General features: G+C 45.8%; 17 protein-coding genes and 2 pseudogenes. 14 read left to right on the top strand and 5 right to left on the bottom strand.

Going from position 1 to position 17,379, the window contains the following annotated elements; all coding sequences use genetic code 11:
* Positions 1-6: 6 nt before the first annotated feature.
* The 3 genes from STRDD12_RS03120 to STRDD12_RS03110 are packed head-to-tail and all read right to left on the bottom strand — an operon-like array spanning position 7 to position 3,509.
* On the bottom strand, positions 7-843 hold the full coding sequence (locus tag STRDD12_RS03120) for a sugar ABC transporter permease (protein WP_066915066.1): 837 nt from the start codon (positions 841-843) through the stop codon (positions 7-9).
* Positions 843-2,201 carry a carbohydrate ABC transporter permease gene (locus tag STRDD12_RS03115; protein ID WP_066915064.1) on the bottom strand — a complete coding sequence of 453 codons (1,359 nt, stop codon included), beginning with the start codon at positions 2,199-2,201 and terminating at the stop codon, positions 843-845. Before STRDD12_RS03115 ends, STRDD12_RS03120 begins: the two co-directional genes overlap by 1 nt.
* Positions 2,202-2,261: 60 nt before the next feature.
* Positions 2,262-3,509 (bottom strand): extracellular solute-binding protein, encoded by a 1,248-nt coding sequence (locus STRDD12_RS03110; RefSeq protein WP_066915062.1) that lies wholly within the window; start codon positions 3,507-3,509, stop codon positions 2,262-2,264.
* A gap of 306 nt (positions 3,510-3,815) precedes the next feature.
* On the opposite strand from STRDD12_RS03110, the gene STRDD12_RS03105 reads away from it, so the two are divergent.
* The 6 genes from STRDD12_RS03105 (at position 3,816) to STRDD12_RS03080 (ending at position 8,795) form a co-directional block, all read left to right on the top strand.
* Positions 3,816-5,372: an NAD-dependent epimerase/dehydratase family protein gene (locus tag STRDD12_RS03105; protein ID WP_066915057.1), complete on the top strand. Its 1,557-nt coding sequence runs from the start codon at positions 3,816-3,818 to the stop codon at positions 5,370-5,372.
* Positions 5,373-5,573: 201 nt separating this feature from the next.
* Positions 5,574-6,554, top strand: coding sequence for a Gfo/Idh/MocA family protein (locus tag STRDD12_RS03100; protein ID WP_066915055.1), 981 nt, complete (start codon positions 5,574-5,576; stop codon positions 6,552-6,554).
* Between the two features lie 96 nt (positions 6,555-6,650).
* Positions 6,651-7,157: a methylated-DNA--[protein]-cysteine S-methyltransferase gene (locus STRDD12_RS03095; RefSeq protein ID WP_066915052.1), complete on the top strand. Its 507-nt coding sequence runs from the start codon at positions 6,651-6,653 to the stop codon at positions 7,155-7,157.
* A gap of 31 nt (positions 7,158-7,188) precedes the next feature.
* Entirely contained in the window at positions 7,189-7,542 is a 354-nt protein-coding gene (locus tag STRDD12_RS03090; protein ID WP_066916200.1) for an arsenate reductase family protein, read from the top strand.
* Positions 7,543-7,551: 9 nt separating this feature from the next.
* The gene (nth, locus tag STRDD12_RS03085; protein ID WP_066915050.1) at positions 7,552-8,181 is read left to right on the top strand and encodes an endonuclease III; all 630 of its coding nucleotides are present in this window, start codon (positions 7,552-7,554) and stop codon (positions 8,179-8,181) included.
* 11 nt (positions 8,182-8,192) lie between these two features.
* Positions 8,193-8,795 (top strand): nitroreductase family protein, encoded by a 603-nt coding sequence (locus tag STRDD12_RS03080; protein WP_066915048.1) that lies wholly within the window; start codon positions 8,193-8,195, stop codon positions 8,793-8,795.
* 96 nt (positions 8,796-8,891) lie between these two features.
* On the opposite strand, the pseudogene STRDD12_RS03075 reads toward STRDD12_RS03080, so the two are convergent.
* Positions 8,892-9,721: pseudogene (locus tag STRDD12_RS03075) on the bottom strand (exodeoxyribonuclease III).
* A 148-nt stretch (positions 9,722-9,869) separates the two neighbouring features.
* On the opposite strand from STRDD12_RS03075, the gene STRDD12_RS03070 reads away from it, so the two are divergent.
* From STRDD12_RS03070 to STRDD12_RS03045, 6 genes are all read left to right on the top strand, one after another.
* Positions 9,870-10,631 (top strand): threonine/serine exporter family protein, encoded by a 762-nt coding sequence (locus STRDD12_RS03070; RefSeq protein WP_066915047.1) that lies wholly within the window; start codon positions 9,870-9,872, stop codon positions 10,629-10,631.
* Complete coding sequence (locus STRDD12_RS03065) at positions 10,628-11,074, top strand: threonine/serine exporter family protein (RefSeq protein ID WP_066915045.1); 447 nt, start codon at positions 10,628-10,630, stop codon at positions 11,072-11,074. The genes STRDD12_RS03070 and STRDD12_RS03065 overlap by 4 nt, the downstream gene beginning before the upstream one ends.
* Positions 11,075-11,160: 86 nt before the next feature.
* Entirely contained in the window at positions 11,161-11,781 is a 621-nt protein-coding gene (locus STRDD12_RS03060) for a DUF3862 domain-containing protein (protein ID WP_082753048.1), read from the top strand.
* 125 nt (positions 11,782-11,906) lie between these two features.
* Positions 11,907-12,650, top strand: a complete 744-nt coding sequence (locus STRDD12_RS03055) for a DeoR/GlpR family DNA-binding transcription regulator (protein ID WP_066915041.1) — start codon at positions 11,907-11,909, stop codon at positions 12,648-12,650.
* On the top strand, positions 12,647-13,558 hold the full coding sequence (gene pfkB, locus STRDD12_RS03050; RefSeq protein ID WP_066915039.1) for a 1-phosphofructokinase: 912 nt from the start codon (positions 12,647-12,649) through the stop codon (positions 13,556-13,558). The genes STRDD12_RS03055 and pfkB overlap by 4 nt, the downstream gene beginning before the upstream one ends.
* Positions 13,555-15,528: a PTS fructose transporter subunit IIABC gene (locus tag STRDD12_RS03045; protein WP_066915037.1), complete on the top strand. Its 1,974-nt coding sequence runs from the start codon at positions 13,555-13,557 to the stop codon at positions 15,526-15,528. The genes pfkB and STRDD12_RS03045 overlap by 4 nt, the downstream gene beginning before the upstream one ends.
* Positions 15,529-15,683: 155 nt before the next feature.
* Here the strand turns inward: STRDD12_RS03045 and STRDD12_RS03040 are convergent, their stop codons facing one another.
* Positions 15,684-16,145: a GtrA family protein gene (locus STRDD12_RS03040; protein ID WP_066915035.1), complete on the bottom strand. Its 462-nt coding sequence runs from the start codon at positions 16,143-16,145 to the stop codon at positions 15,684-15,686.
* Positions 16,146-16,262: 117 nt separating this feature from the next.
* Here STRDD12_RS03040 and STRDD12_RS03035 point away from each other — a divergent pair.
* Together STRDD12_RS03035 and STRDD12_RS03030 are read left to right on the top strand one after the other, a co-directional pair.
* Positions 16,263-16,686: pseudogene (locus STRDD12_RS03035) on the top strand (MarR family winged helix-turn-helix transcriptional regulator).
* Positions 16,687-16,754: 68 nt separating this feature from the next.
* Positions 16,755-17,297 carry an NADPH-dependent FMN reductase gene (locus STRDD12_RS03030; RefSeq protein ID WP_066915033.1) on the top strand — a complete coding sequence of 181 codons (543 nt, stop codon included), beginning with the start codon at positions 16,755-16,757 and terminating at the stop codon, positions 17,295-17,297.
* The last annotated feature ends 82 nt before the right edge of the window (positions 17,298-17,379 follow it).

Here is a 17,379-nt window from a genome sequence, read left to right as displayed (position 1 = left end):
GTAAACTTATTTGACAGAACCACCAGTCACACCTTCAACATAGTATTTTTGCATAAAGATAAAGAGGAGTGTGATTGGAATGGCAATGAGAATGGCACCAGCGGTGAATGGTAGGAACCATTCGTTGATAGCATCTTGGTTGAGCATTTGATAAAGCCCTAGCGCTACGGTGTACTTGTCTTTAACGTCACCAAGAATGACAGAGGCAAAGATAAAGTCAACCCAAGGTCCCATAAAGGCCATCAGCGCAGTATAGACGATGATGGGTTTGGACAGGGGCAGGGTAATCTTGGTGAAAATTTGCAGGCGTGTAGCACCGTCAATCATGGCTGACTCATCCAAAGCGTAGGGAATGGTATCAAAGAAACCTTTGGCAATGTAAAAACCAAGCGCCGCCCCCGCGGAATAGACCAAAATCAGTGATGTTAATGTCTGGGTTAAATTGAGTGCCTTGAGGATGTAGTAAACTGCAATCATACTCATAAAGCCAGGAAACATATTTAGGACAAGAGCTAACTTTAGAAAGCCATTGCGATGCTTGAACTGGATGCGGCTTAGCGAATAGGCCATACCGACGGTGATGAGTGTAGAGAGGATACAGGTGCAGGTTGCCACGATAAAGGTATTAAGAAACCATTGGCCAAAAGGATAGGCATTGTTGTTAAAGAGTTTGATGTAATTGTCAAAAGTGTAGGTTTTGGGAAAGAAGTAGGGGACCGCATTGGTGCCTTCTCCTCGAAAACTGGTCAGGACAATCCATAGGATAGGGAGCAACCAAATCACGGCAAGCACGGTTAAGAGGATGTAAATACCTGTTAGGTAGAGATTTTTTTTGCGTTTCATTATTTAGCAGCTCCTTCCTGGAATGAAGCAGACCGCGTGTAGGCCAAAAGGCTAAATATGGCGGACAAGGCAAAGATAAGAATACCGATAACAGAGGCTAAATTATAGTCTTTGGCTGTAACGGTTAACTTGTAGAGCCAAGTGACCAGAAGGTCAGTAGACCCTGCTTGGTAGTAAGCGGAATTGGTTGGCCCACCACCTGTCAAGAAGTAGATGACATTGAAATTGTTGATGTTCCCGATAAATTGCTGAATTAAGGACGGCGCCATAATCAGTAAAATTTGAGGGAAGGTGATGTGCCTAAAAATTTGGAATTTGCTGGCCCCATCGATTTCTGCCGCCTCGATTTGCTCCGATGGGAGATTCATAATAATACCCGTTGCCACTAGCATGGTAAATGGAATCCCAATCCACATGTTGACAAAAATGATGGAAAATTTAGCCCACAGTGGGTCTGTTAAAAAGGGGATAGGCTCTTTAATGAGGTGCAGATGCTGTAAGATACCATTGAGTGGCCCGTGATCATTGAGGAAATTGCGCATCAAGAGCAGGGACACAAACTGAGGCACCGCAATCGTAATCACAAATAGCGTCCGCCAGACTTTTTTAAAGCGTAGCCCCTTGGTGTTGAGTAAGAGGGCAAGTACAATTCCGAAGAAAAAGGTCGTTGCCGTTGCAGCAACAGCCCAGACCAGGGTCCAGGTTAAGAGAGGGAAAAAGGTACTGGCCATGCGCCCTGAAAAGACGTCGCTAAAGCTTGCGAAACCAACCCAGTCAAAGAGAGATTTTGGAGCCGGGTGATTGTGATCAAAGTTGGTAAAAGCCAAAGAGATCATGTAGATCAACGGTAAGATGGTGAAAAGTAAAACTCCAATTAGCGGAATAGCCATCAGTCCCATGTGAAAGCGACCATCTGTCAGAGTTTTCACATCTGTCAGAAAGTTTGGGACAGGACGACCCGTTTGGACAAGAGACATGAGATGCCGTGTGCTTTTTAGGCTGCACCAGTAGATGTAGGCAAAGACTGCACAAAAGATAAGGGCAGCCAGTCCTGAAATCAGCATCAGCATAGAGTTGTCCCCGGCCACTTGAACGGTGATGGAAATACCGTCAACAGTTTTCGTGGCCTCTCCCTGCTCTTGACTCCCCAGAGTGATTAGGCCTTGAAGAGCTGGGATGACCTGTAGGAAAAAGCTCAGCAAAAAGAGTATTTCAGAGAAGAGGAAAAGCAAGCCTTTGGTCCATTGTTTATGGACGAGATTGCTAAAGCCCATGATGAAAAAGGATAGTTTGACCTCCCAGCTTCCTTTTTGAAAAACTTGGCGCATGGGAAGGCTCTCGTATGAAATCTGTGTCATAAGAATCTCCTAGTCAAGCTGTAAAAAAAGTGAAGAGAAAAAGACTCCTCACTTTTTGCCTTATTTAGCAGACGCTAAATCTTTATCAAATTGTTGCAATTTAGCAAGGTATTGGTCCTCACTGATTTTACCATTGTAAACATCACTGAGGATTGCAGCACTTTCAGTCCAAAAGACGGACATTTGGCTGAGTTTTGGCATGACAGTCGTGTAGCTGTCAGAAGAACCCATAGTAATAACTGCTTGAGCTAGTGTGTCATTTTGGACGGCTTGAGAAGCTTGGACTTCTTTGTTGGCAGGAATGATGTGACGGCCCTCAAAGCTGAATTGGTTTTCTTGACTGTCCTTGCTGGTCAAAGCTTGAGCGAGTTTGTAGCTAGCGGCAATACGGTCTGCGTTCCCTTTTGAAGGTGTTTGGTTAACCGCATAGAGCTTAACACCTAGAAAGGCTTTTTGTTGCACTGTTTTGCCACCGATGACGACAGTTGGGTAGATAGCGATACCAAGATTGTCTTTACCGACTGCTTTTTCAGCAGCAGCGTAATCCCATGGGCCTGATTGGAAGGCGTCAATGGAACCATCGCCAAATTTTGAAAGGGTATTGGCTGCGTCGACATTGACAAAGCCGCTATTAGATTTTTGAGCTGCAATAAATTTTAGCACGTTAACCCCAGCTTCATTGCCCCAGTTGGTTCCCTTAACATCTTCACCGGAAGCTCCAAAGAGGGTATCTCCGACTGATAGGAAAAGAGGGGCTGTGGCATAGGCATTGACTTCTTTTAGGTTGCCTCCGAATTTACCCTTTGAAGTAATGGTTTCATAAGATTTGACATCGTCTGCTGTCAGTTTTGATTTGTTGTAGTAGGTGACTTGAGACTCGATACCATAAGGAAAGGCATAGGTTTTTCCTTTGTATTGGGCACCAAGTGCAGCTTGCTCGGTATCATTTTGAGTAATCTCTTTCCGGTATTTTTCAGGAATTTCTTGAATGGCGCCTGATTCGACGAGTTTACCTAACTGATCATGAGGCAGTGAAAAGACATCGGCAGCTGTTGAAGCATCCTTAGTCAGGTTTTCTTGGGCATTAGGGTCTTCCATTTCAACCATGTCAACCTTATAGCCGGTTTCTTTTTCAAAGTTTTTAATGGTGTCTGCGTAAGATGTCTTAGCGCCAGTAGGCACCCACAACTTCAGCGTTTTTTCACTAGCAGAAGCTTTTGAATCTTTGCTGTTGCTACATGCGACAAGGAGTGACCCTGCCACTAAAAGACTTGTCCCTGCAAGCAGGACTTTTTTCCAATTTTTCATTCTGATTCCTCCTGAATGACTTGTTTTTCTCCATTATGCAACCGTTTGCAGAGTTTGTCAAGCGCTTTCTTTAAATTTTTTTAAAATATTTTGTTTTTTGTTGAGTCCTCCTAAGGAAAACCCATGAGACGGTAGGGGGTGCAGATTAAATTACCATCTGTTGACATTTTTCTTAAAAGTGGAATAAATCGACATTTTTAGCGTGTTTTTGAAAGCAGGGTTTGATACAATACTTATGATGATGGTTTAAGGACTTTTTTTGCGAAAACAATTGATGGGCCTGCCAGGACAAAGGAGTGAGTAAGGATGCAAAGGATGAAAGTCATGTTAACGGGGGCCTCTGGAGCGATGGGGCGGGCCTGTCTGAAGGAACTGACCAAAGATGAGATGGCTTTTGACTTACTCTTGATGTGTTTGGATACGCCAGAAGATCGTCGGGTCTTGTCAGCCTATCAAGACCATCCACAGATTGAAATTGCCTACGGGGACATCACCGACGCCGAATTCGTTCAAAAACTCATGCCTCATATTGACCTTGTCATCCATATGGCCGCTTTGGTGTCGCCTAAGGCTGATTATTTTCCAGAGCGTACCATGGAAGTCAACTATGGTGGAATGGAAAATCTCTTGGCTGCCATCGCTCACTGGGATCAGATGGATAAGACCCGTCTGGTCAGTATTGGGACTATTGCGCAGACGGGTGAGCGAATGCCTGGGATTCATTGGGGCCGTATCGGTGACCCCATAAAACCGTCAATGTTTGATTATTACGCAGTTTCCAAGGTAGCTGCTGAGCGTGTTTTGATTGAATCAGGTTTGACTTATTGGGTTAGTTTACGCCAAACGGGAATCATGGGGCCGACCATGGCCAGTATCAAGGACCCGATTATGTTTCATAATGGGTTAAACAATGTGCTCGAGTACGTGTCTGATCGGGATTCGGGTCGCATGGTTGCTCACCTGTGTCAGTATGTGGCAAATGATAGTTTAGCAGATAGTTTTTGGGGACATATCTACAATATTGGTGGCGGTGCCTCCTGTCGCTTGTCGGGCTATGATATGTACCGAGGGTTTTTCAGTCGTTTGGGGTTTAAGGATGTCAATGCGATTATCGAACCTCGTTTATATGCTACCCATAATTTTCACGGTCATTTTTTCCTGGATTCTGATACTTTAGAGGACTACCTGCACTTTCGGCAGGATGATTTGTCCTATCTGTTTGATTGTTTGATGGCTGATTTGGGTTGGCAGGCTAAGCTGTTAAGGGGGGTGAATCGCCTGCCTTTTGGGCAAAAACTGACGACCCCAATCATTCGAGCTATTTTTCGTCGGATAGCCAAGAGAGAGCACGGTAGCCTCTACATGGTGCAACACAAGCAGATGGATGAAATCGAAGCTTTCTGGGGCAATATGAAAAACTGGGAGGCTTTGCCTGCTCAGGTTGACCCCAAAGATTTGTTTACAAACTGGGAAGAAGAAGTTTGGATTGACCACGGCTATGATGACAGCCTGCCTGAAGAGGAGCTCAACCTTGCCATGGTGCAAGAGGCAGCCATCTTTCGTGGGGGAAAATGTTTGAGCACTCACATGACTGTGGGGGATTGGACAACGCCTCTGGACTTCTCTTGTAGCTACGGACATGACTTTAAAGCCAGCCCACGTCTTGTGCTAGAGGGCGGTCATTTTTGCCCTGAGTGTGAGAGACGGTCTTGGAATTATGGCCAAAGGGCCCAACGTGAGCCTTTCCTGCGTCAAGTTTGGGCGCCTCTGCATGGGCCTGAAGAAATTCGAGAATACCCCAAGGCTTTTTCAGAGGCCACGGTTGATGCCTTCCGCCAAAAAGAACTGCCAAGAGAGAAATAGTGGCCGAAGGCCAACTGCTTTCAGGTCTCTAGGGGAAATGTCGCCATGAGAAGCTTCTAGAACTATTCACTAATGGTTAAAAGTCAAAAGAAAATCCTTTTAAGGACTGAGTGACACGCTCAGCCCTTTTTTCTTAGTCTTTGAATGTCTCTTGCTACCTATGGTATACTAGAACTAGGAATAAGCAAAAGGAGAAGGACCATGCAAGAAAACAATTACCGTTGGGCTACCCTAGGGACAGGTGTCATTGCCAATGAGCTGGCACAGGCTTTGCAAGCGCGTGGACAAAAGCTCTATGCTGTAGCAAACAGGACTTATGACAAGGGGCTGGCTTTTGCCCAAAAGTATGCCATCGAAAAAGTCTACACAGACATTGATCAGGTCTTTGAAGACGAGGCGGTTAACATTATCTACATCTCCACGCCACACAATACCCATATTGACTTTTTGAGAAAGGCCCTGAGGGCAGGAAAACATGTCCTTTGTGAAAAATCTGTCACCCTCAATAGTCAAGAACTAGAAGAAGCGATTGCTTTGGCGAAGGAACATCAGGTGATTTTTGCCGAAGCGATGACCATTTTCCATATGCCCATCTATCGGCGTTTGGCCATGCTACAGGCTTCTGGCCACTTGGGCGACTTAAAACTCATCCAGATGAATTTTGGCAGTTACAAGGATTACGACATGTCAAATCGTTTCTTTAACCGCCAACTAGCAGGCGGAGCGCTCTTGGATATCGGTGTCTACGCCTTGTCCTTTGTGCGTTGGTTTATGGAGACCAAGGATAGTCAAATCAGCTCTCAGGTCCGCTTAGCCCCATCTGGGGTAGATGAACAGGCTGGTATTCTCTTGACCAATCCAGCTGGCCAATTGGCCACGATTACCTTGTCCTTACACGCTAAGCAACCCAAGCGTGGCTTGATTGTTTTTGATAAGGGCTATATTGAAATTTATGACTACCCTCGGGGGCAAAAAGCGGTCATTACCTATACGGATGACGGTCATCAAGAGGTTATCGAGGAGGGCAATACCTTGGAAGCACTCCAATATGAGGTGGCCGATATGGAAGAAGCCGTGTCAGGGCAGTCCAATCACATGTTTTTGGAATACAGCCAAGACGTTATGCAGATTATGACGGATTTACGTAAAGACTGGGACTTGGTTTATCCAGAAGAAGAATAATCTGGGCTTCCAGATACCCCAAATCTTTAGGGCTAGTCTGTCCTGTTGAGGGCTGATTTCCATAGGATTTGTTTGTCCAAAAAGGGAGGCGTATGCATGCTTTACCATCAATCTTATGACTCCCCTTTGGGAGCGATGTCTCTCTTAGCCACGGATAAAGGCTTATGTGGTTTATATTTTCAAGGGCAGGCCTATTTTGAAAAAGGTTTTGAGACATCTGAGCGACGTGAGGTCTCTAGGCCAGTTTTAGAAGAGACGGTTGCCTGGCTGTCAGCTTATTTTTCTGGGGAAAATCCCAGCACAGCCGATTTGGTGCTAGACCTCCATGGGACGCCTTTTCAACTGAGGGTCTGGCAGGCTTTGCGAGCAATTCCTTATGGTCAAGTCACCACTTATGGGGATTTAGCCAAGGACTTGCAATGTCGTTCGGCCCAAGCTATCGGTGGAGCAGTGGGCCGAAACCCCATTGCCCTGATTGTTCCCTGCCATCGGGTCCTTGGTGCTAAAGGGCAGTTAACGGGTTATGCCTCAGGGCTACAGGTAAAGGAAGCTTTGCTAAGAAGGGAAGGCCTTGAACTTGACAGTCTGGTAAAAGGCGACTAAGATGAAAAGAAAAGGTGAAAAGAAGGTTTTTATGTTAACATTTATTGCGTATCCCAAATGTAGTACCTGTCGGCGGGCAAAAGCGGAACTTCAAGAGTTAGGACTGGACTTTGAGGAGCGAGATATCGTCACCCAAACCCCAAAAGCCGAGGAATTGTTAGCCTGGCTAAAGGCTGGAGAGTTTCCCATCAAAGCATTTTTTAATACCAGTGGGCAAAGCTATCGGGCGCTGGGCTTAAAGGATAAAGTGGCTGACCTGCAAGCAGAGGAAGCAGCGCGTCTTTTGGCTAGCGATGGCATGTTGATTAAACGGCCTCTGTTGGTTAAAGATGGTCAGCTCTTACAAATCGGCCATCGTAAATCCTACGATGCTTTGAATTTGTAGGGTGGCGCTATGGTCTTATCCAAAAAACGTGCCCGCCACGTCCTAGAAGAAATTATTGCCCTCTTCCCTGAGGAAGAACCGAGCTTGCACTTTAGCAATCACTTTGAACTCCTCATAGCTGTCATGTTATCCGCCCAGACCACGGATGCTGCCGTTAATAAGGCAACTCCGGCTTTATTTAAAGCTTACCCGACCCCGAAAAAGCTAGCCTTGGCATCGGTGGCAGACATTGAGACCTATATCAATAAATTAGGTCTCTATCGCAATAAGGCGAAATACCTCAAAACCTGTGCCAATCAATTGCTGGAACGCTTCAACGGAGAAGTTCCTCGGACCCGTAAGGAGCTTGAAAGTTTAGCAGGTGTCGGACGAAAAACAGCCAATGTGGTGATGAGTGTTGGTTTTGGAATCCCTGCCTTTGCAGTAGATACGCATGTCCAGCGTATCTGTAAACACCATCAGATTGTCAAACAGGATGCCAAACCGCTCGATGTCGAAAAGCGCGTGATGGACGTGCTGCCCCCTGAGGAATGGTTAGCAGCCCACCAGGCCATGATTGCCTTTGGTCGGGCTATCTGTCACCCTCAAAATCCCGAGTGTGATCACTACCCGCAACTCTATGACTTTACCAATATATAGGAGACCTATTCATGAAATTTTTAGACCTCAATAAGAAGCGTCATGCCTTTAAAAACTTTACGGATAAAGCGGTGGATCCCAAAGATTTACGGACAGCCATTGAGATTGCTACCCTTGCCCCATCGGCAAATAACATTCAGCCTTGGAAATTTGTTCTCGTCAAGGCCAAAAAAGATGCTCTTGCAGAAACCTTACCCGATGCCAATCGCCGACAGCTAGACCAAGCCCCTTATGTGATTGCTTTGTTTTCGGACACAGATTTGACCCAGCGTTCCCGCAAGATTGCGCGTATCGGTGTCAAAGATTTGACCAATGACCAGTTAGAATACTTTATGACAGTCTTACCAAGTCGCTACGCCAAGTTTTCTGAGACTGTTAAAGGGGAGTATCTGGCGCTCAATAGTGGCTTGGTTGCTATGAACCTGGTCCTAGCCTTGACCGATCAAGGGCTGGCCTCTAATATCATCTTAGGTTTTGACAAATCAGTGGTCAATGACATTTTGGACATTGATAAGCGTTTTAGACCTGAACTGCTCTTTACGGTCGGCTATAGTGATGACTTGTTAGAGCCTAGTTATCGCCTACCAGTGGACAATGTCATTGAAGAACGCTAAAAGGATAGCAAAGGTAAATTGGCTCTTGCTATCAAAAAAAGACTAAGGACTCGAGTCCTTAGTCTTTTTCAATAATTTCTGCTTACGATGACAGGCCTAGGGCAGGTCGATGACCAAAACAATTGGGGTATGGTCTTGGCGTTCCCCAGAGTCAATCATTTCAGACGTCACGACGCAATCAGCCAGGCGTTGACTCACCAACCAGTAATCAATGCGCCAGCCACTATTATTGATTTTAGACGTTTTACTGCGCTGTGCCCACCAAGAGTAGACATGAGGGACGTCTCCGTGTAAGTAGCGGAAGGTGTCCACAAAGCCACGGTCTAGTAGACGAGTGAAGCCTTGACGTTCCTCGTCTGTAAAGCCAGGAGAGCGACGATTGCTTGCTGGATTAGCCAGGTCGATTTCCTTATGGGCAACATTATAGTCACCCGTCGCTAAAACAGGTTTTTGGGCGTCCAGTTCTGCCAGGTATTCTGCATACTTGGCATCCCAGATTTGACGCTCGGCTAAGCGTTTTAAGCCATCCCCAGCATTGGGCGTATAGACTTGGGTCACAAAAAATGTAGGGAATTCTAAGGTGATGATACGCCCTTCGCTGTCCATGGTAGAAGGGGCGTCAATCTCAGGAAAACTGACGATAGGGTCTAGATGTTTTTGTATAAAAAAAGGGTACCAGCATAGCCTTTACGCGCAGGTTCAACCGAAGACCGCCAGCTATTCTTGTAGTCTGGGAAATAGTCGTCTAAGAGGGCCAGATGTTTTTTACTAGGCCCTTTTGCGGGCAATTTGGTTTCTTGGATGGCAATGATGTCAGCGTCTTGGGCGACCAAGGTGTCGATAACTGCCCGAGACAATTGCGCTCGTGCTGAATCGCTGGTCAAGGCAGCGTTTAGTGAATCAATATTCCATGAAATGAGTTTCATAAGTCTTCCTTTGTATGTGATAGTGCCATTGTAACAAAAAGGGTCCAAAAAAGCGATGACAAGCCCTTGACCCAAAGCTAAAAATAAGCTGTTTGTCCGAGGTGTTTTTTGTTATAATAAAGGGGCTAAAATCTTAAAAGGAGTGCTCATGAAAGAAAGCAAGGATTTCAACTTAGCTGTGGATGTGATTATGTTAGCAGGGACCCTGCTGATTAAAAGTGGCTCAGAAATTTATCGGGTTGAAGATACCATGATTCGTATTGCGCACTCCCAGGGTATTTTGGACTGTAATGTTTTGGGGATGCCGGCCGCTATTTTCTTTTCTATCGATGCGAGCAATATCTCGCGGATGAAACGCATTACGTCATCGTCCTATAATATTGAAAAGGTTTGCGAGGTCAACCAGATTTCCAGAAGTCTGGTGGCTGGACAGATGAGCTTGGCTGAGGCCAAGCGTGCCTTAAAGGCGCTGGAAAAGAAGCCACTTCCCTACAGCCCCTTTGAGCAGACGCTAGCGGCGGTGATTAGTGCCCCCTTTTTTTCCATTATGTTTGGAGGCAATGCTTTTGATGCCGTGGGTGCAGGGCTTGTGACAATCGTGAGCTTTCCTATTTTTCTATTTATGGACAAGTATATCCGTATCAATTTTGTGAGTGCCTTTATGGCTGCGCTAGCTTTTGGTTTTTTAGCACAAGCTTGGCAGTTGTTTTCGGGTTTTCCGACTTCGGCAGATTTAATCATGGCAGGTGCTGTCATGCCATTTGTGCCCGGCATTGCACTGACGAATGCTGTCCGTGATATCATGACCAATCATATCAACACAGGGATGAGCCGCCTGTTTGAATCTTTGCTCATTACCTTGGCTCTAGGAGCAGGGACCTCAGTTGCCCTGATTTTGATGACCTTATGACCTTACTATTACAAGCTGTAGCGAGCCTCCTCGCTGTTATTACCTTTTTAATTGTCCTTAACGTCCAAAAAACCAAATTACTGCCTGCAGGCGTTCTGGGCATGGGAGTTTGGATTGTTTACTATCTGCTCAAGGGCCCAACCAATGTCATTATTGCGACCTTTATTGCTGCCATTTTAGGCGCTTGTATTAGCCAGATTCTCAGTATCCACTATCGCACGCCAGCTGTGGTGTTTATGCTAGCGGTTCTGGCGCCTTTAGTGCCGGGTTATCTCTCTTATCGGACAACGGCTTCCTTTGTGACGGGTGAATACCGTGAGGCGGCCATTCAAGCAACCTCGGTCGTCCTTTTAGCCTTGGTTGTTTCCATCGGAATGGCGAGCGGGACAGTCGTTTTAAAAATCTATCATCTTTATCGCAAGCAAGTCTTGAATAAGAAATAATACCGCAAGACAAGGCCGTCGAAAGCAGACGGCCCCTTGTTGTTCTCAGCTAACTGTGTTAAAATTTTACCAGATGGGAGTGGCTAATGAAAAAAATAATTATAAGTTTATGTTTAGGAATGAGCTTGCTGGCTCTAGCAGCTTGTACTGCAGAAGATGGGACTTCGCAAGCGACAGGAACCAGTGTTTCGAGTTCTTTAAGTGCGCAGCAAAATCCTACGGCAGCATACAAGGACCAGCGTCTGGCCATGGACAAGGTGACCTACGGAGTTCAAGCTGATAACTTTGCAGGGGGCAGTTCGCTGGCAACTCTGACCAGTTATTTTGGTCAACCAACAAAGTCAGAGCAAAGCCCCAGTGGCAATGTGACCCTAGATGTCTATACTTGGCAACTAGGCCAGGTAAAAATTCAAGCCAGCCTGTTTCAAGATAGCACGGTAGCCTTATCTATTTCGAATTTTTACTTTACACGTGAAGAAAGCATCACAAAGAAAACCTACCAAAAATTAAGCAAAGGCATGTCCTATGCCAAGGTAGAAGAGTTGCTCGGAAAGCCGGATGACTATTCTAAGGCTGTATCATCTGATGGAGAAGAAATGCAGGCACTCTGGGTGTCTGGTCTTCGCAGTCAAAAGAGCAATCCACGTATTACGCTGACATTTAAAGAGGGCCTTCTGGATAAAATTACCAGCGAAAACCTCTCCTAACAGAAAATGACTGCTTATGAGCAGTTTTTTTGATGCTTTTTAAAGTTTTTGAAAGATTTTGCTTGACTTTGAGAGAAAGTGAGATATAATATCCCTTGTAAACGATTTCAGAGAGGAGGAGTGAGGTGCTCAAATCCGAACGCAAACAGATCATTTTAGATCTTTTGGCTGAGGACTCTTTCGTCACTTTGGAACAGTTGACCCAAAGATTAAAGACATCAGAGTCAACCTGCCGTAGGGACTTGGATGAATTGGCGGAGGCGGGTCTCTTGCATCGCGTCCATGGGGGCGCTGAGCTGGTCACCTCTTTACAGGCAGAGCTTGATAACCAGGCCAAGTCGGTCAAACATGTGGCTGACAAACGGGCCTTGATTGCCAGTGCTTTGGCGACAATTTCACCGGGTGATGTGATTTTTATCGATGCAGGAACCACGACAGCTATGCTGATTGAAGCCTTGACTGTTTCAAATGTGACAGTGGTGACCAATTCCATTCACCATGCCACCTTACTGGTGGAGCGAGGCATTCAAACCCATATCATCGGTGGATTTGTCAAACAATCAACGGATGCTAGCGTCGGCGCTATGGCTATGCGACAGATTGATGAGTTGCACTTTGATAAGGCTTTTATTGGAATCAATGGTGTGGATAGCGATAGCTTGACGACACCAGACCCAGAAGAAGCGGTCATCAAACGCTCAGTGATTGCTAACGCAAAGGTGACTTATGTGCTGGCTGACCAATCCAAACTGGGGCAAACAGCTTTCGTCAAGGTGGCGCCAATCACATCTGTCGTCCTCATCACCAATCTGACATCGTCACACTTACTCACTACTATAAAGGAGAAAACGAGGGTAATCACAGTATGATTTATACAGTCACATTGAACCCATCGATTGACTTTATTGTCCGTCTGGACAATCTGGCCTTGGGGGAAGTCAATCGCATGACAAGCGATGATAAGTTTGCTGGGGGAAAAGGCATTAATGTCAGTCGCATTCTCAAGCGTTTAGGCATTGCCAATACAGCAACTGGCTTTATCGGTGGCTTTACCGGCCGCTTTGTCACAGATGGTTTGGATGCTGAAGGCATCAAGACAGACTTCGTCGCAGTTGACCAAGATACGCGTATCAATGTCAAAATCAAGGCCGGCGAAGAGACTGAAATCAACGGTCAAGGGCCACACATCACCGAGGAGCAGCTTCAGGCTTTGGAACAGATCTTGTCAGGTTTGTCTAGCGATGATACAGTGGTTTTTGCAGGTTCTGCACCAAGCAATTTGGGCAATGCCGTCTACAACCGCTTGATTCCAGTCGCTAAAAAAGCTGGTGCTCAGGTAGCCTGTGATTTTGAAGGACAAACCCTTCTGGATTCACTGGCCTACCACCCCCTCTTGGTTAAACCCAATAACCATGAACTGGGAGACATCTTTGGGGTGACCTTGACGGAGCTAGCAGATATTGAACGCTACGCGAAGGAAATTTTAGCCAAAGGGGCACAAAATGTCATCATTTCCATGGCAGGCGATGGGGCCCTATTGGTGACGCCTGAGGCATCTTATTTCGCTAAGCCTATCAAGGGTCAGGTCAAAAACTCTGTGGGGGCTGGTGATTCTATGGTGGCTGGCTTTACCGGTCAATTGGTTGAAACTGGTGATGTGATTGAAGCTTTCAAATGGGGAGTAGCCTGTGGTACAGCAACCACCTTCTCAGACGATTTGGCCACCAGTGAGTATATTAAAGAAATTTATCAAAAAGTAGAGGTAGAAAAACTATGAAAATTCAAGACTTGCTCCGTAAAGAAGTCATGATCATGGATTTGCAAGCGACAACAAAAGAAGCTGCAATCGATGAAATGATTACAAGCCTTGTAACTAACGGTGTCGTTACTGACTTTGATACTTTTAAAGAAGGTATCATGAATCGTGAAGCCCAAACGTCGACTGGTTTGGGTGAAGGGATTGCTATGCCCCACAGCAAAAATGCTGCTGTTGCAAAACCAACGGTTTTGTTTGCCAAATCAAATAAAGGTGTCGATTATGACGCTTTGGACGGCCAGCCAGTTAATCTCTTCTTCATGATTGCAGCGCCAGACGGAGCCAATGACACCCACTTGGCAGCCCTTGCGGAGTTGTCTAAATACTTGCTTAAACCTGGCTTTGCAGATCAGTTGCGTCAAGTCTCAACAGCTGACCAAGTGTTAGCGACCTTCGATGCCGCTGAAGAAGAAACTCAAGAAGAAGCAGTTCGCGAAGCCCAAAACAGTCAACCAAAAGCTGGTCAAGACTTTGTGGTAGCCGTAACAGCTTGTACGACAGGGATTGCTCACACCTATATGGCTGAAGAAGCGCTCAAAAAACAAGCTGAAGAGATGGGAGTTGCCATCAAGGTAGAAACCAACGGAGCATCTGGTGTTGGGAACCGTTTGACAGCTGAAGACATCGCTAAGGCTAAGGGAGTCATCGTTGCAGCTGATAAAGCGGTTGAAATGAACCGCTTTGATGGCAAACCTTTGGTGCAAGTGCCAGTTGCCAAAGGGATCAAAGAGCCTGAACAACTTATTCAAACTGTCTTGGATGGGCAAGCACCAGCCTATGCAGCGACTGGCAGTGTGGATGCTTCTGCCGAATCTGGTGAAAAACTGACATTGTGGGGGGCTTTCTACAAACACCTCATGAGCGGGGTTTCACAAATGTTGCCGTTCGTTATCGGTGGCGGTATCATGATTGCCCTTGCCTTCTTGATTGACCAACTGATGGGCGTGCCAACTGACCAGTTGTCACAATTGGGTTCTTACCATGAAATTGCAGCGCAATTTAAAGCAATCGGTGCAGCAGCCTTTGGTTTCATGTTGCCAGTCCTTGCTGGTTACATTGCTTATTCCATTGCTGAAAAACCAGGTTTGGTTTCTGGTTTCGTAGCTGGTGCTATTGCGTCAAGTGGTGCAGCCTTTGGCGGGGTCCCATTTGCTGAAGGCGGTAAAGCAACGCTTGAACTAGCCGGTGTCTCATCTGGTTTCCTTGGTGCCTTGGTCGGTGGTTTCTTGGCTGGTGGGGTTATCCTTGTTCTTCGTAAAGTCTTGGCAGGTATCCCACGTGCACTTGAAGGTATCCGTTCTATCTTGCTCTTGCCACTTCTAGGTGTCTTTGCAACTGGTTTCCTTATGCTTGCTGTTAATATCCCAATGGCAGCGATTAACACGGGGCTTAATAACTTCCTTTCAAGCTTGTCAGGTAGCTCAGCAGTGCTTCTTGGCCTCCTCGTTGGTGGTATGATGGCTGTCGATATGGGTGGACCAGTGAATAAAGCGGCTTATGTCTTTGGTACTGGAACACTTGCAGCGACTGTAACATCAGGTGGTTCAGTCGTCATGGCTGCGGTCATGGCTGCAGGTATGGTGCCACCGTTGGCAGTCTTTGTAGCGACACTCTTATTCCGTAACAAATTCACTGAAGAAGAACGTAACTCAGGTTTGACAAACATCGTTATGGGTCTGTCCTTCATCACAGAAGGAGCTATCCCATTTGGTGCAGCTGACCCAGCCCGTGCGATTCCAAGCTTTATTGCTGGTTCTGCCTTGACAGGTGCCTTGGTCGGTTTGGCTAATATCAAATTGATGGCGCCTCACGGTGGTATCTTCGTCATCGCCTTGACGTCTAACCCACTCCTTTACATCGTCTTTGTCTTGGTTGGTGCTATCGTCTCAGGTATCCTCTTTGGAGCCCTTCGTCGCCCAATCAAAGATTAATAATCACTGAAAAAGTCGGTTGTAGCCGGCTTTTTTGTTGTCTTCAAAAAACACTAAGATAGGATAAATTTTGCCCAAAGACCTATATTTTTTGTGTGCTAAGGTAATGAAGACGAAAAAAGTCTGAACCTTGTCGGTTCAGACTTTGCTCGTTTCTAGTCAATTTTTTTATCTTTAAAGACGAAAAATTTACTGATCAGGTAGTTCAAGGCGATGATGAGCACTTGTGCGAAAATCATTTCAATGGTATTCACCAGGGTTTTGCTATCTCCGACAAATTGCCCAATCAAATGAGGATTGGTGTCAACCAAGTACCAGGCCATCACCATATCAAGGGCGAGAGTCCCTAGGCGAGCCACGAAAAACTGCACCAGGCGTTTAAACCACCCTTGCCGTTTTTGGTTAAAGACAAACCTATCATTGGTGAAAAAAGCAAAGAGAATTGCTAAAACATTAGCAATCATGGCTGAAAGCGTCGCATCTTTTACCAGTGCGAAAATCAGAGCACGTACCACCATATAAAACAGGGTCGCCAAGACGCCAAAGAAAAGGTATTTGAAGGCTTCGCTTAAGATAAAGCGCCTTACAAAGTTGCTAAAGGAAGATTTTTGTTTCATAGCCTTACTATATCATAAAACTGCTCAAAAAGCGCTAGAAAGTCGCAAGTAGTTCTTGTCAGCTAGGGGGGACTAGGGTAAAATGGTGGAAAGGAGAAAGGTGAGGAGAAAAAAGGGATGTCGCAGTTTAAAAATGAAGCAGTAAAGGCCATGGTGGTCTTGCGCAAGGCTTTTCGGTCTGTAGATAATTATGTATCGACTACTTTTAAAGAAGACGGTTTGACGACCAGTCAGTTTGCTGTTTTGGATCTGTTGAATGCCAAGGGGCCTATGACGATTGGTGACTTGGTCAAGGGGGCCTTAGCGACATCAGGCAACATGACTGTGGTGATTAAGAATATGGAAAAAAAAGGGCTGGGTGACGCGTCAAGCTTGTCCCAATGATAAGCGAGCTTTTTTAATCACTTTGACAGCTAAAGGGAAGCAAAAGATTGACCAGGCCTTGCCACACCACATCCAGCGTGTTGAGACCTTCTTTGCCCGACTGACAGCAGAAGAACAAGGGGAATTAATCCGAATTTTAAAGAAGTTCAAAGACTGAGCCCTATTTTTGACAGGCCCAGTTTTTCTTGCTAAGATATCACTACATAGTAACAAAGAGGTGGGAAAATGACAAAAAATATTTTATTTCTAGTAGGGTCTTTGCGGGAAGGTTCTTTCAACCAACAGTTGGCCAAGTATGCTGAAAAAGCTCTGGAGGGAAAGGCGACTGTTAGTTATTTGGACTACAGAGATGTTCCGATGATGAACCAAGATTTAGAAAACCCTGTTTTGCCTGCCCTTGCTCAAGTACGTGAGGCAGTGGCAAAGGCAGATGCTATCTGGATTTTTTCTCCTGTCTATAATTTCTCTATTCCAGGTGTGGTTAAAAATGTCTTGGATTGGCTGTCACGCGCAGTGGACCTGTCTGATCCTACAGGCCCTTCGGTTTTACAGGATAAAGTGGTGACTGTTTCATCTGTTGCCAATGCTGGGCACAACCAGTTGTTTGCTATTTACCACGATTTATTGCCTTTTATTCGAACAAAAGTTGTCGGAGACTTCACCGCATCACGGATCAATGATGATGCTTGGACAACAGGGGTTTATGTGCCGACAGCGGATGTTCTAGATGAGATTGCTTGCCAAGCCCAAGCACTCTTAAAAGCCTAAGTCCTGCTTGTCAGCTTTAAAGACCACTCTGAGCAGGTCACAAACAAAATAAGAAATAACAAAGGATAAGTAAGGGTCTGAT

Source organism: Streptococcus sp. DD12, assembly GCF_001578885.1.
Taxonomy (GTDB): domain Bacteria; phylum Bacillota; class Bacilli; order Lactobacillales; family Streptococcaceae; genus Streptococcus.
This window is presented reverse-complemented; position numbering and strand designations above follow the sequence as displayed.